The organism is Phyllobacterium sp. SL163 (genome assembly GCF_049896885.1).
Classification (GTDB): Bacteria; Pseudomonadota; Alphaproteobacteria; order Rhizobiales; family Rhizobiaceae; genus Phyllobacterium; species Phyllobacterium calauticae.
Genome location: NZ_JAFCVE010000007.1, coordinates 176,318 through 190,209 on the forward strand (window position 1 = coordinate 176,318; position 13,892 = coordinate 190,209).

Annotated in this window: 11 protein-coding genes; 5 read left to right on the top strand and 6 right to left on the bottom strand. The window is 59.9% G+C overall.

Annotated features, from left to right (window positions below):
• Positions 1-84: 84 nt before the first annotated feature.
• From fabF to gmk, 4 genes are all read left to right on the top strand, one after another.
• Positions 85-1,347 (top strand): beta-ketoacyl-ACP synthase II, encoded by a 1,263-nt coding sequence (gene fabF, locus ACP7B1_RS16930; protein WP_223611243.1) that lies wholly within the window; start codon positions 85-87, stop codon positions 1,345-1,347.
• Positions 1,348-1,441: 94 nt separating this feature from the next.
• Positions 1,442-2,668: an endolytic transglycosylase MltG gene (mltG, locus tag ACP7B1_RS16935; protein ID WP_223611242.1), complete on the top strand. Its 1,227-nt coding sequence runs from the start codon at positions 1,442-1,444 to the stop codon at positions 2,666-2,668.
• Between the two features lie 54 nt (positions 2,669-2,722).
• A complete protein-coding gene (locus ACP7B1_RS16940) occupies positions 2,723-3,610 on the top strand; it encodes a YicC/YloC family endoribonuclease (protein WP_426137139.1) in 888 nt (295 codons plus the stop codon).
• Positions 3,611-3,612: 2 nt separating this feature from the next.
• Complete coding sequence (gmk, locus tag ACP7B1_RS16945; RefSeq protein ID WP_105735787.1) at positions 3,613-4,269, top strand: guanylate kinase; 657 nt, start codon at positions 3,613-3,615, stop codon at positions 4,267-4,269.
• A 200-nt stretch (positions 4,270-4,469) separates the two neighbouring features.
• On the opposite strand, the gene rsmA is transcribed toward gmk, so the two are convergent.
• The 6 genes from rsmA to ACP7B1_RS16975 all read right to left on the bottom strand — a co-directional run bounded on the left by rsmA (position 4,470) and on the right by ACP7B1_RS16975 (position 12,075).
• Positions 4,470-5,291, bottom strand: coding sequence for a 16S rRNA (adenine(1518)-N(6)/adenine(1519)-N(6))-dimethyltransferase RsmA (rsmA, locus tag ACP7B1_RS16950; RefSeq protein ID WP_346305581.1), 822 nt, complete (start codon positions 5,289-5,291; stop codon positions 4,470-4,472).
• Complete coding sequence (pdxA, locus tag ACP7B1_RS16955) at positions 5,288-6,313, bottom strand: 4-hydroxythreonine-4-phosphate dehydrogenase PdxA (protein ID WP_346305580.1); 1,026 nt, start codon at positions 6,311-6,313, stop codon at positions 5,288-5,290. Before pdxA ends, rsmA begins: the two co-directional genes overlap by 4 nt.
• Positions 6,314-6,328: 15 nt before the next feature.
• Positions 6,329-7,276, bottom strand: a complete 948-nt coding sequence (locus ACP7B1_RS16960) for a peptidylprolyl isomerase (protein WP_346305579.1) — start codon at positions 7,274-7,276, stop codon at positions 6,329-6,331.
• 155 nt (positions 7,277-7,431) lie between these two features.
• Positions 7,432-9,777: an LPS-assembly protein LptD gene (locus ACP7B1_RS16965; RefSeq protein WP_426137142.1), complete on the bottom strand. Its 2,346-nt coding sequence runs from the start codon at positions 9,775-9,777 to the stop codon at positions 7,432-7,434.
• Between the two features lies 1 nt (position 9,778).
• The gene (gene lptG, locus ACP7B1_RS16970; protein WP_346305547.1) at positions 9,779-10,867 is read right to left on the bottom strand and encodes an LPS export ABC transporter permease LptG; all 1,089 of its coding nucleotides are present in this window, start codon (positions 10,865-10,867) and stop codon (positions 9,779-9,781) included.
• Positions 10,864-12,075, bottom strand: a complete 1,212-nt coding sequence (locus tag ACP7B1_RS16975) for an LptF/LptG family permease (RefSeq protein WP_346305548.1) — start codon at positions 12,073-12,075, stop codon at positions 10,864-10,866. The genes lptG and ACP7B1_RS16975 overlap by 4 nt, the downstream gene beginning before the upstream one ends.
• A 269-nt stretch (positions 12,076-12,344) precedes the next feature.
• Between ACP7B1_RS16975 and ACP7B1_RS16980 the strand changes: the two genes are divergently transcribed.
• Positions 12,345-13,841: a leucyl aminopeptidase gene (locus ACP7B1_RS16980; RefSeq protein ID WP_346305549.1), complete on the top strand. Its 1,497-nt coding sequence runs from the start codon at positions 12,345-12,347 to the stop codon at positions 13,839-13,841.
• Positions 13,842-13,892 lie beyond the last annotated feature (51 nt).

A 13,892-nucleotide genomic window follows, 5' to 3' on the forward strand; every position in this document is an offset into this window, starting at 1 on the left:
TGACAGGCGGCAGATTGCCTTTGTCGGAACCTGCGCAGGGCCCTTGGAAAATATCATGCTGAATATGACATTGAAGGATCGGCCATGAGGCGCGTTGTCATAACCGGCCTTGGGCTGGTTTCTCCTCTTGCATCCGGTGTTGAGCACACATGGTCCCGCCTTCTGGCTGGCCAGAGCGGTGCCCGGCGGGTCACAGAGTTTGAAGTTGAAGATCTGCCTTGCAAGATTGCCTGCCGCATTCCAGTCGGCGATGGCTCCGATGGCACATTCAATCCGGACGATTGGATGGAACCGAAGGAACAGCGCAAGGTTGATCCCTTTATCATTTATGCCATGGCTGCCGCTGATCAGGCGCTTGCCGATGCCAAATGGGCACCGGAAAGCGACGAGGATCAGATCGCCACGGGCGTTCTCATCGGTTCGGGTATCGGCGGTCTCGAGGGCATTGTCGAAGCCGGCTATACGCTGCGCGACAAGGGTCCACGCCGCATTTCGCCGTTCTTCATTCCCGGACGTCTGATCAATCTGGCTTCCGGCCAGGTCTCCATCAAGCACAAGCTGCGCGGCCCGAACCATTCGGTTGTCACCGCCTGCTCGACCGGCGCGCATGCGATCGGTGATGCGTCGCGTCTCATCGCCTTCGGTGATGCCGATGTGATGGTTGCCGGCGGAACGGAATCGCCCGTCAGCCGCATCTCGCTGGCCGGCTTTGCCGCCTGCAAGGCCCTGTCCACAGCCCGCAACGATGATCCGACAGCGGCCTCGCGTCCCTACGACGATGACCGCGATGGTTTCGTCATGGGCGAGGGTGCCGGTATCGTCGTGCTGGAAGAGCTGGAACATGCGCTGGCCCGCGGGGCGAAAATTTACGCCGAGGTCATCGGCTACGGCCTGTCCGGCGATGCCTATCACATCACCGCTCCGTCCGAGAGCGGCGAGGGTGCGCAGCGCTCCATGGAAATGGCGCTGAAGCGCGCAGGCATTACCCCGGATCAGGTCGACTACATCAATTCGCACGGCACATCGACGATGGCCGATACGATTGAGCTGGCGGCCGTTGAACGCGTTCTGGGCGATGCCGCTCCGAAAGTGTCGATGTCGTCGACAAAGTCTTCCATCGGTCATCTTCTGGGTGCAGCCGGTTCGACAGAAGCCATCTTCTGTGCGCTGGCCATTCGCGACAATGTCGCTCCGGCCACGCTCAATCTGCACAAGCCATCGGTCGAGACAAAGATCGATCTGGTCCCGCACAAGCCGCGGCATCGCACCGTCGATGTTGCTCTCTCCAATTCCTTTGGTTTTGGCGGTACCAACGCTTCGCTGGTTTTGCGGCGTTATCAACAGTGATTGAAGCAATGGCGGAAGCGTTTTCGCGCTTTCGCCATATTCGCAATCAAAATAATACCGGTTCCAACCGGAAAAACATGCTCGAGGTGCCCGTGTGAGCTCAGATCAGCAGTCTGAAGAGACGAACGGTTCAGCCGCCGCCAGCGCGCCGGAGCGCAATCCGATTGTCCCGCAGTCGGCATCCGAGGCCTTGCGCCCCGAACCGGGCACGCCGCCGCCCGCACCCCGGCGCCGCTCGCGCCGTGCGCGCAGCCAGATCGTTGTCTTCGCCAATTTCATGCTGTCGCTCGTGGTTCTTCTGGTGATTGCAGCCGCTGCTGCGGTCTATTTCGGCAAAGTTGCCTTCAACGAACCCGGCCCGACGGAAGTCACCACCAATTATGTCGTCAAGAACGGCAGCGGCATCGTCGAAATCGCCGATGGCCTCGAACGCCGCGGCATCATCACCGACGGCCGCGTGTTCAAATATGGCGTTCAGGCCTATGGCTTTCAGCGTGACATGAAGGCCGGCGAGTACGAGATCAAGGCGCACGCCTCGATGCGTGACATCATGGACCTGCTGCGCAGCGGCAAGTCTGTCCTGCATTCGCTGACCGTTCCCGAAGGCCTGACCGTCGACCAGATTCTGCAGCGTGTCAGCGAGGATGATGCGCTGGTGGGGGCATTGCCGGCTGTCGTTCCGGCGGAAGGCACGCTGTTCGCCAACACGCAGCGCTTCTCCCGCGGCATGACGCGCGAGGAAATCATCAAGAAGATGCAGGCCGACCAGAAGAAGCTGGTCGAGGATATCTGGGCGCGCCGCGACCAGAGCATCCCGCTCAAGACCATCGAGGAATTCGTCACGCTGGCGTCCATCGTCGAGAAGGAGACCGGCAAGGCCGATGAGCGTCCGCGCGTCGCCGCCGTGTTCATCAACCGCCTGAACAAGCGGATGCGCCTGCAGTCCGATCCGACGATCATCTATGGCCTGTTCGGCGGCAAGGGCAAACCGGCCGACCGCCCGATCCTGAAATCGGATCTGGAGAAGCCGACGCCCTACAACACCTACACGATCAATGGACTGCCGCCCGGGCCGATTGCCAATCCGGGTCGCGATGCGCTGGAAGCGGTTGCGCATCCCTCGCAGACCAAGGACCTCTACTTCGTGGCCGATGGAACCGGCGGGCATGTCTTCGCCGAAACGCTGGATGACCACAACGACAATGTGAAGCGCTGGCGCACCGTCGAGAAGAACCGTGTCGACGAGGCTGCCAAGGCCGCCACCGGCGACAAGAATGCCAAGCCGTCTGCGGCAGACGACAGCGCGCCGACACAGGAATAATGTCTGAAGGCCTGGTTTCGATCAGGCCTTGTCCTTTCGGACTTTGGGGGAAAAATGTCATTGCAAAGCATGACGGGTTTTGCCCGTCACCTCCGGAACAGCGCCGGGGCGCAGATTTCATGGGAAATCAAATCGGTGAACGGCAAGGGGCTCGATGTGCGGTTCCGGCTGCCCGCGGGGTTCGAAGCCGTGGAGCAGAAGGCGCGCGCGCTGTTCAGCCAGCATTTCAAGCGCGGCAATTTCCAGGCGACCCTGACCGTTGACCGCAGCGCCGGGGATGCCAGGGCGCTCATCAACGAACCGCTGCTGAGGGAACTGGCAGGGATCGCCGCCCAGCTGCGTGCGGACTTCGGTCTGGCACCGTCCACCCCGGAAGGCCTGATGGCGCTGCGCGGCGTTCTGGAAGCGCCGCAGGACGTGCTGACAGATGAAGACCAGGCCGAGATCGAAGCGGCCGTGCTGGCGGTCCTCGACGAGACGCTGGTGCAGCTTGCGCGCAACCGCGAGACCGAGGGCAAGGCGCTGGGTGATATACTGAGCACCCAGATCGATGCGGTGGAACGGCTGACCGGGGAGGCGCGGCGCGATCCGAGCCGGACACTCGACGCCGTCCGGTCGAGACTGGCGGCACAGGTTGCACTGCTGCTCGATGCATCTCCGGCTCTCGATGAAGCGCGCCTGCACATGGAGGCGGCGTTTCTCGCCACCAAGGCCGATATCCAGGAAGAGCTGGACCGTCTGGAGATGCACGTGGCCGCCGCGCGCACGCTGCTGCGCGATGGCAACGGTGTCGGGCGCAAGCTGGATTTTCTGACACAGGAATTTAACCGCGAGGCGAATACACTCTGCTCCAAGTCCAATGCGGCCTCCATCACGTCGATTGGACTTGACCTCAAGGCGGTTGTGGATCAATTGCGCGAGCAAATACAGAATCTGGAGTAAACATGCTCAACGCCTCAAACAGCATCAAGCGCCGCGGCCTCATGCTGGTGCTGTCGTCGCCATCGGGTGCCGGCAAGTCGACGATTGCCCGTCTGCTGCTCAACGACAAGGAAAAGCTCGAGCTGTCGCTGTCGATCAGCGTGACCACCCGTCCGCGCCGCGCCAGCGAGATCGACGGCGTGCATTATCACTTCATTTCGGTGCGCGAATTCGAGCGCCTGCGCGACAGCGATGAACTGATCGAATGGGCTGAAGTGCATGGCAATTTCTACGGCACGCCGCGTGAGGCGGCGGAAAACGCCCTGGCCGACGGGCAGGACATGCTGTTCGACATCGACTGGCAGGGCGCGCTGCAGTTGCAGGACAAGATGAAGGGCGACGTCGTCAGCATCTTCATCCTGCCGCCGTCGATGGCCGACCTGAAGCTGCGGCTGCATCGCCGCGCCGAAGACACCGAAGAAGTCATCGACATGCGCCTGCGCAATGCGCGCAACGAGATCGAGCGCTGGCGTTCCTATGATTACGTCATCGTCAACAAGGATCTGGAACGCGCCTATCACGAGGTCCAGTCCATCGTGACGGCCGAACGCCTGCGCCGCGACCGTTGCCCCGGCCTGTTCGATTTCGTCAGCGGCCTGCTGGATGAGAAGATCGATTAACGGCGCAGGTTATCTGATATCTGCAGGAACATTGTGCGTGGTTCGACAAGCTCACCATGAGGAAGAGTGAGGATTGCAGGGAGCTTTATTCTGCAATGTTTCCGACTAGCCCTGCAGCCCACCCATCTCCCTCATGGTGAGCTTGTCGAACCACGCACAGTGGTTATGCAAGATTTACCAATGGTTTCCCTAACCCATACCTAAACCGCGTTGGCCAGCGCTACAAACTCTGCAATGGACAGTGTTTCGGCGCGGCGTGTGGGATCAATCCCGACTTTGGCCAGAAGCGCTTCACCGCCGAGCGGCTTGATGCTCTGGCGCAGCATCTTGCGGCGCTGGCCGAAGGCGGCCTGCGTGACGCGGCCGAGCATGGTCGCATCGCAGGCGAGCGGCTCGGCGCGCGGAATGAGGTGAACCACCGAGGACGTCACCTTCGGCGGCGGGGTAAAGGCCTGCGGCGGCACGTCAAAGGTTATTTTGGCTTCCGTGCGCCAGCCCGCCAGCACGCCGAGGCGGCCATAGGCATCAGAGCCAGGCTTTGCCACGATGCGCTCGGCCACTTCGCGCTGGAACATCAGCGTCAGCGAGGCATAGAAGGGCGGCCACGGCTCGCTCAACAGCCAGCCGATCAACAGCTGCGTGCCGACATTGTAAGGCAGGTTGGCGACGATCTTGACCGTGCCGTTCCCCGCCAGTGCCTTGAAATCCGTCTCCAGCGCATCGCCTGATATGACCTGCAGGCGGCCGGGATAATGATCGGAAATTTCCTGCAGCGCCGCCAGGCAGCGCTCGTCGCGTTCAATGGCAATCACTTGGGCACCCTGCGCCAGCAGGGCGCGGGTCAGGCCGCCGGGGCCAGGGCCGACCTCGATGACGGTCTGGCCCTGCAGATCGCCGGCCTGCCGCGCGATCTTGGCGGTCAGGTTGAGATCGAGCAGGAAGTTCTGGCCGAGGGATTTCTTGGCCATCAGTTCGTGCCGGTCGATCACATCGCGCAGAGGGGGGAGGCTGTCGATGCTCATGCGGCGTTGTTTTCCGGGCTGGAGCGATGGGAGGCGAGTTCACCCGCCAGGCGCAATGCGGCGATGAAGCTGTCCGGCTTGGCCTTGCCCGATCCGGCGATGTCGAATGCGGTGCCGTGGTCGGGCGAGGTGCGCACGAAGGGCAGGCCGAGCGTCACGTTCACGCTGTCGTCGAAGCCCAGCGTCTTGGCCGGGATGAGCGCCTGGTCGTGATACATGCAGATCGCCGCGTCATAACCGGCACGCGCCGCCGGATGGAACATGGTGTCTGCCGGCAGCGGCCCGCGTGCATCGATGCCTTCCTTGCGCAGGATCTCAACCGCCGGGCGGACGATCTCTTCGTCTTCCAGGCCCATGGCGCCGCCTTCGCCCGCATGCGGATTGAGCCCGGCAATGGCAAGGCGTGGATTGGCGATGCCGAACTGGCTTTTCAGCGCCTGCGCCGTGATGCGTGAAATGGTGACGATCCGGGCGGTATCCAGCACTTCTGGAACACGGGCAAGGGCAATGTGGATGGTCACAGGAACCGCGCGCAGCAGGGGCCCCGCCAGCATCATGACGGGTGTGACCTCGCGGCCGAACCGCTCACTGGCCAGATGCGCCAGGAATTCCGTATGGCCGGGAAAGCGGAACCCTGCCTCATAGAGCGGCTTCTTGGCGATGGGGCAGGTGACGACGGCACTGGCACGGCCGGAAAGCGTGTATTCGACGGCGCGCTCGATCGCCTCGATCGTTCCGGCGGCATTGTCGGCGAGCGGAATGCCGGGACGGTCGATTTGGCGGTTTTGCAGGGGAACAACCGGTAAAGCCTGCCCGAAAACCCTGTCGGCATCCTCCGGCGTGGTGATTTCGATTGGGCAATCCATGCCGAGCCGCGCCGCACGTGCGGCGATGAGCTTTTCGTCGCCAAGCAGAAAAAACGCCGGCAGGCGCGCCGACGCGCGCAATGCCCATGCGGCAAGCGCTATGTCAGGTCCGATTCCGGAGGGATCACCGGAGCTTACGGCGAGGATGCTGCTCATGGGAAGGCAATACCATCATCGATTGACGATGGATGCCTTTTTCCGCAGATCATCGAGATATTGCTTGTTGACCGCTTCCGCCGTGGCATCGGGCTTCTGGTTGGCCGCTGCCGCTTCCTGCGAGAAAACAAGGCGGGCGACGCGGTCATCGGAAAGCTGGCGCGTTGCGCAGACACCGAGGAATTCGACGCCCTTGTCGGTGTCGAGTGTGGTGGTCGCGTGTCCGGCGGAGGTGGCGGTGACCTGTTTCGACCATTCCGGCGGCAGTTCCTGTTCGACGAAACGGCCGAGATCGCGGACGGTCACGTCCAGTATGCCCTTTGCCATATCGCGCGTTGAGTCACAGCCATTGAACTTGGCGCGCAGCGCATTGGCCTCGTTGCGGCGCTTGGCGATGTTGCCGCGATCGGCGGCCGGAACAACGAAAATGACCTGCTGCAATGTGAATTCGGTCGAGACAGGCTTCTTGCCGCCGTCCTTCAGCATGCGCTGCACGGCATCCTGCTCGGACACGCGGCTGCCGCCCTGCGACCGGTTGCGGGTGCCAAGCGCGCGGCCCCAGCCCATCTGCAGGCGGATATATTCCTTGAAATGGTCGGCAGTCACACCTGCCTTGTCGAGGACACCGGTGAGCTGGGCGAGGGTCATCTTGTTGTTGGTGGCAAAGCGCTCGAAGGCCTGATTCACTTCGGTATCGGAAACGACGATGTTCAGCCGCCGCATTTCCTGGCGTTTCAGCATGTCGTCGGTGAGTTCCTCACGCGCCATCTGCGGCAGGTTGCCCTTCTTGTGCTGCAGCTTCAAGAAGGCTGCGCGCCGGGCAATGTCATAATCGGTAATCGGCATTCCATTGACGATTACCTTGACGTCGCTCGCTTGCGCAGGCAACGAAATGCCGGCCGCCAGGCCCGAGCCCAAAGCGGTAACAATCGCCGCCGCAAGAATGTGCTTCCTCACCATCATGTTCCACATTATCCGATCATTATGGATCTCTTTTGACCATTTTGACAAAAATGACCGGTAAAATCCATTCCTGTGAGATTCATTTCCGTCTTATTGCCGTTTTACTAAGGCAAAAGCATGACTGGCCGCAAGGGCGGCCAGTTGAAAAGAAATAATCAAATGCCGCCAATATCGACAGGCTTGCCGAATTCCCACAGCGTACGGAAGGAGATCTGGAAACCGTATGTTGTTGTCGTGTCGCCGGCTGTGCCAGTGCCGGTGATGGGCCGTTGCTGCGTATAGTACATCTGGTAGGTGAAGCACTCATCGTCATAGGCAATCGCTGCCGTGCGCTTCACCAGTGTGTCATGCACGATATCGTAGGTGCCCGAGCCGAGAAGACGCCAGTTCGGTGTCAGCTTGGCCGTGCCGCCAAGGGTGACTTCCTGCCTGTCCTCGGTGAAGCCATAGGTGGGCTGAGCGCCGATGAATGCGTATTTCCCGAAAACCGAGCCGTATTTGCCGGCGCCCGTCGCCGCAACTTCGGCACGATGAACCTCAAATGTGTCTTTGTCGAAGCGGCCGCCCGTCGTCAGCGTATAGGCACCGTAGTTGGCGCCGATCATCGCAACATAGTCGGAACGAGCCGTTTCCAGTCCCGATTCTGCGCCCGCATTGACAAAATCCTGCGAGGCAAAGGAATTCACGCCGCCAAGCTGGAACGATTGACCGGCAATACCGTTGAGCGACAGGCCGTTGTTGAACGTGCCGGAATAGCGAATACCCAGATTGGCGCGTGTGCCACCCTCGACCCGGTCGTAACCGGAGAACTTGTCCCGTTCGAACAGGCTCGAGGCATCGAAGACGAAGCTTTGTGCATCTTCGTTCGGCATCTGGCCGGCATAGGGCTCGTTGTTGCGGACAAAGAGCTGTGCCGTCGGTTCGAGCACGTGGGTTGAATTGGCTGCTGTGAACAGGATCGGGTATTTAGCTTCGAGCCCGGCGGTTGCCATGCCGCGGAAGGCCTGATCGCGGTTTACGCCAACGGAATTCGAGTCGACATACATGCCATCGCCGCGCAGCGCGAGAATGGGTGTCAGGACAAGGCCGCTATCGGTAATGAATGTACGCTTCCACTCGACTTCGCCGGTGATACGGCCGTCATTGCCCTTGATGCCCGAGAGATAGCCGGAGCGTGTCAGACCTGTCGATGCCGTGCCATCTTCCTTGTCGCGATACAGCGCCTGTACGTTCAAGTTGAAGTTCAACTCGCCGCCGGCAAGAGGCTGGGTGGGGATATAGGCATAGTCGAGACTTGGCAGGACCCAGGGCTGCTTGTTCTCAGACGAAGCCGAGTTTGAATCCGAGTAACCTTCCTGAACGTGAAACTTGTAGAGCCGCAGGTCAAAATAGTTCCGGTCATGCAGACCGGTCAGGTAGATCTGGTCGGTCTTGTTGTAGTCCGCATAGCCTTCGAGGCCATAGCGGTAGGCAAAGGCCTTGTCCGACTGCACCATCGCATCCCAGCCGAGGGTCCAGCGCGGGTTGATGTGAATCGCACCCTTCGAACCGATCATTCCGCGGCCGGTATTATCGTGGTCTTCCTGATCGTTGGTCGCGTCGAACTCGCCGGGCTTCTGCTGGCTGATGCCCGCGACACGGATGCTGTACTCGCCGTTTTCCAGGCGATGGCGCCATTCCGCGTCGGCCAGGAAACCCTGCTTCGTATAGCCGGTGCCGGTCAGCGTCAGGTCATAATTGGGGGCGAGCGCCCAGAAGTAGGGAACGCTGACGCCATAGCCGAGATTCGTCTCGTATCTGTAACTCGGCATCAGGAAGCCACTTTTGCGCTTCACGGTCGGATCGGCGATTTCAAACGCCGGCAGGAAGGCCAGGGGCATGCCGAACAGCTCGAAGCGTCCGCGCTCGAACCGGATGGTCTTGTTCTTGCCGTTCCAGACGATCTTCTGGGCGCGCACCTGCCAGAGCGGAGCCTTGCCCGGCTTGTCGCGGCAGGGCTCGCAGGCGGTATAAATACCGTTGTTGAACTTGGTGATTTCACCGCCGATGCGTTCGGCGCTTTCCGCCGCGAAGCGTGTGTTATCCGCAGCCTCGACGCGCAGCGTGTTGACGAAACCTTCCTTGAAATCATCGGTGACATCGAGATTTTCCGCATAGATGCGGTTGCCGTCCTTTTCGACGATCTCGACCTTGCCGACGGCCTTCAGGCGGCCGGTCTTCTGATCATAGGTGACCTGACGGGCAACGAGGCGGTTGCCGTCATATTCGATCTTCACGCCGCCGACGGCTGAAATCGTCTTGGCGTTGATATCATAGACGAGTTCATCCGATTCCAGCAGCATCTGCGCATTCGGATTCGTCTTGAAATTACCTGCGAGGGCATCATTTGTCTGGGCCAAGGCCGGGAACGAAATCCCGCCTGCAAGGCATAGCACGGCCGTCCCGCACATAAGCCGTGCGAGCCACGTCGGCAACACCGAGCGCGTTACATTCAATCCCACTCTAACCATCCTCCTTGTGCAGCAGAAAGGAGACCCCAAAAAAAGTTGCGATCAGGACCGGAGTCCAAGCGGCAACGAAAGGCGGAACGAATCCCGCATTTCCGAAAGCCTTGACCACAACTGTGACGACATAAAGCACGAAGCCCGCGAGGACGCCACCCAGAATCATCGTTCCAGATTGGCCAAAGCGAACAAATTTCAGCGAAACCGTCGCGGCGATTAGGGTCATCGCCATTAAAAGGGCAGGCAAAGCCAGCAAAGACTGGAAATGCATGTCAAAAGCATTGGCTGGATAGCCAAAAGAGCGAGCTGCGGCAATTTTGTTACGCAGCTCAAAAAAAGGAATTGTCTCTGGCCGGGCCAGACTTTCTTCAACGAATTCAGGCCGAAGATGCGTTGCGATGCGGACGTCGCCCGGTGAAACAGGTGTCTCGCCCAGCACGAATTTCGTCACGTCCGTCAACTGCCAGTAGCCATCTTCCAGGTCAGCGGTTTTGGCGTCGAGACGCTCGATAATGTCCTTGTTCTTGTCCAGCCGGATGAAGGAAGCATCGACCAAACGCAACCCGCGGTTGACGATATTCTTGGCACCGATGATGGTCTCGCCTTCATCGGTTTTCTGGCGCAGCCACGGCACACGATCATCGGTTGTATCGTTGGTTTTTCCGCTGCGCCAGGCCGCCTGAACGGCCTCGCTTTTCTCAAAGCCATAGGCGGCGAGGGGATTGACGATCAGGACGGCGAGAAGGCCGAACAAAAACGCACCGGTGCAGGCGGGCAGGAGAAACTGCCAGGCCGAGACACCGACGGAGCGTGCCACGACAAGCTCGTACTTCCGGTTCAGCGAGATCAGCGTGGTCATCGCCGAAAACAGCGCGATGAACGGAAACACCTGCTGCATGATGTAGGGAATGCGCATCACGGACAGGCCGAATGCCTGCATGGAGGAATATTCCGGCAGGGCGGCCAGCTTGCTCGACAGCTCGGTGAAATCGAGGATAAGGGCGAGCGCAAAACTTCCCATGAGGAAATAGCAGGTGATCGTCACGTAGCGGAGAAAGAAGTAACGTCCGAGTGTCCAGCCTATCATTCGTCACGCGCTCCACGTCCGGAGCGGGGATTTAGCAGCTTTGTCCTGACACCTGCAAGGGCCGCCTGTGGTGACGAAAACCCGTTCTTGAAGAAGTCGGCCAGCTTTGCCGGCATGCCGATCTGACGATTCGTCGCCAATGCATAGATGGCCGACAGGGTAACAAGGATCGGGAAAACAAAGAGGAAGGGAATGACGTTTTCATTCTTTTCCGAGGCCTGCCCGCTGGAATAGCTGATCCAGAAGACGATCAGGCTCAACGTGATCGCCGTGAAGGAGGCGGAAATGCGCGCCTCGCGGTGCGAACGCGAATCCGCGGCGGCGGCGAGCGAAATGAAGGCGAAAACGATGGGATACATCCAGTCGGTCAACCGTTTGGCCAGCTCCGAGGTGTAGCGCAGCGGTTTCTGTTGATAGACCGTATCGTTCGGGTCCGGGTTCATCAGATAGTTCAGCGGACGATCCTTCGGGAAGATGGTGACGTCCTTATCGTCCGATGGTAAAAATTCAGCAAGATCAAGAGCATAGGTGTTGAACTTGATGATCGACACATCGCCGGTCTTCACGTCGCGGCGGTCGATTTCGCCGTCCTTCATGACCAAAAGGCTCTGGTTGCCCTTGTCGACGACGAGGCCGTCCTTCGAATAGTAGAGGAGGTCGGTCACCGGATCGCGCGAATCGGACACGAACAGCCCCTTGATGGCGCCGTTGGCATCGCGGCTTTCAATCTGCAGATAGAGATCCTTGTCCAGCCGCTGGAACGAGCCCTGCTGCACGACGAGATTGATCACGTCGGAGCGGGCGTCGGCCAGCATCTGCCGCATGCTCATCTGCGAATACGGGGCGATGAAATTGGCGATGACGAATGAAAGACCGGCAACGAGGACGGCAAAAAGCAGGACGGGCCGGATGACCGTGGAGCGCGGCGCGCCCGAGGCATTGATGACGACGAGTTCCGAATCCTGGTTCATCGTCGACAGCGTCTGCGTCACGGCAATGACCAGCGCGAACGGCATGACGACGGGAAAAGCGGCGGGAAGCAGGTTGGAGCTGAACTTCAGGATGTAGAAGAAGCTCTGGCCGCTGGTGGTCAGGAAGTTGATGCGGCCGAGGACCTGGACGATCCACGTAATGCCGACTGCTGACAGGAGGACTGCCAGAAACATGACGACGATGCGTCGCAAGATGTAATACTCAATCAGGCGCATGTCATGTTTCGCAAAAGAGTTCCGCCACCTTGTTTGTCGACTTGCCGCTCACGGATGAACGACCATTTCATGTATGCCATGCAATCCATGGCATTATTTTGCCGCACTATGGGACGAACCCGTTATATGTTCAATCTAGTCAGGCTTGGCTAAAAATAGGCGAAGAAAGCTGGTTAACAAGGTGTTAGCGCCCGATACCTATCGTTACCCACTTCATTCATCAACTTTGATGAATTAGGAAGTCACAATTTGTTCAATCTGGAGATATCATGTCCAAACGACCATCCATCAGTTTTGCAAAGTTTGCTGCCGTCGAAAACGGAACCGCAATTTTGCTTCTGGCAGCCGAAGGCAAGGCCGCGCAGGAAGCCGAATCTGTCGTCGGGCAGGCGTTGCTGTCGCGTATCATCGATGTCTCGGATTTCAAGGGAAAACTTGCGGCGAGCCTGAGCACGCTTGCGCCTGGCGGCACCGAGCTTGACCGCCTGGTCCTGGTCGGCGCCGGCGATCCGGCCAAGCTGAAAGCCGATGACTGGCTGAAACTGGGCGGTTCGGCCTTCTCGAAGATCGGCAAGGCCAAGCATGTTTCCGTGGTTCTGGCGTTGCCGGATACGGACGTGTCGGGTGAAAATGCCGCGGATTTCGCGCTGGGCATCCTGCTGCGCGCCTATACGTTCGACAAGTACAAGACGAAGAAGGGCAGGAATGACGAGAGCCGGGACGACAAGTCCTCGGCCAAGATCACCCTTCTCGTGGCCGATCCGCAGGCGGCAAAGAAGGCCTTTGCCAATGCCGAAGCCGTGGCGGAAGGCGTTATCCTGGCGCGCGATCTCGTCAATGAACCCGCCAATATTCTCGGACCGGTAGAATTTGCCGAACGTATCGAGGAACTGAAGAAGCTCGATGTGAAGGTCGAGATTCTCGACCCCAAGGATATGAAGAAGCTGGGCATGGGCTCGCTGCTCGGTGTCGCCCAAGGGTCGGTGCGCCCGGCACGGCTTGCGATCATGGAATGGCAGGGCGGTAAGGGCAAGGAAGCGCCCATCGCCTTCGTCGGCAAGGGTGTGGTGTTCGATTCCGGCGGTGTCTCGATCAAACCGGCCGCCGGCATGGACGAGATGAAGGGCGACATGGGCGGCGCGGCCGCCGTCACCGGCCTCCTGCATACGCTGGCAAGCCGCAAGGCCAAGGTCAATGTGGTCGGCATCGTCGGCCTCGTTGAAAACATGGTCGACGGCAATGCCCAGCGTCCCGGCGACATCGTAACCTCCATGTCGGGCCAGACCATCGAGGTGCTCAACACCGACGCGGAAGGCCGGCTGGTGCTGGCGGATGCGCTTTACTATTGCAACGAGCGTTTCCAGCCGAAATTCATGGTTAACCTCGCCACGCTGACCGGTGCGATCATGGTTGCGCTCGGCCAGTCGCATGCGGGGCTGTTCTCTAATGACGACACGCTGGCGGCGCAGCTGTTCGATGCGGGGCAGTCGACCGGCGAGAAAGTGTGGCGCATGCCGCTCGGCGCGGAATATGACAAGCTGATCGATACCAAGAATGCCGACATGAAGAACATCGGCACCCGCTTTGGCGGCGCCATCATCGCAGCGCAGTTTCTGAAGCGGTTTGTCGGGGATACGGCCTGGGCGCATCTGGATATCGCCGGTACCGCCATGGGCACACCGGCCAGCGAGTACAACCAGTCCTGGGCGTCCGGTTTCGGCGTCCGCCTGCTTGACCGGCTGGTCCAGGACAATTTCGAAGGCTGACGAAACTGTGGTGCGTGGTTCGACAAGCTCACCATGAGGGGTGTGGTTTGG

Coding starts and splice junctions, on each gene's coding strand:
- fabF (WP_223611243.1), top strand. CDS start 85: ATGAGGCGCGTTGTCATAACCGGCCTTGGGCTGGTTTCTCCTCTTGCA.
- ACP7B1_RS16940 (WP_426137139.1), top strand. CDS start 2,723: ATGTCATTGCAAAGCATGACGGGTTTTGCCCGTCACCTCCGGAACAGC.
- gmk (WP_105735787.1), top strand. CDS start 3,613: ATGCTCAACGCCTCAAACAGCATCAAGCGCCGCGGCCTCATGCTGGTG.
- rsmA (WP_346305581.1), bottom strand. CDS start 5,291: ATGAGCATCGACAGCCTCCCCCCTCTGCGCGATGTGATCGACCGGCAC.
- pdxA (WP_346305580.1), bottom strand. CDS start 6,313: ATGAGCAGCATCCTCGCCGTAAGCTCCGGTGATCCCTCCGGAATCGGA.
- ACP7B1_RS16960 (WP_346305579.1), bottom strand. CDS start 7,276: ATGATGGTGAGGAAGCACATTCTTGCGGCGGCGATTGTTACCGCTTTG.
- lptG (WP_346305547.1), bottom strand. CDS start 10,867: ATGATAGGCTGGACACTCGGACGTTACTTCTTTCTCCGCTACGTGACG.
- ACP7B1_RS16975 (WP_346305548.1), bottom strand. CDS start 12,075: ATGCGCCTGATTGAGTATTACATCTTGCGACGCATCGTCGTCATGTTT.
- ACP7B1_RS16980 (WP_346305549.1), top strand. CDS start 12,345: ATGTCCAAACGACCATCCATCAGTTTTGCAAAGTTTGCTGCCGTCGAA.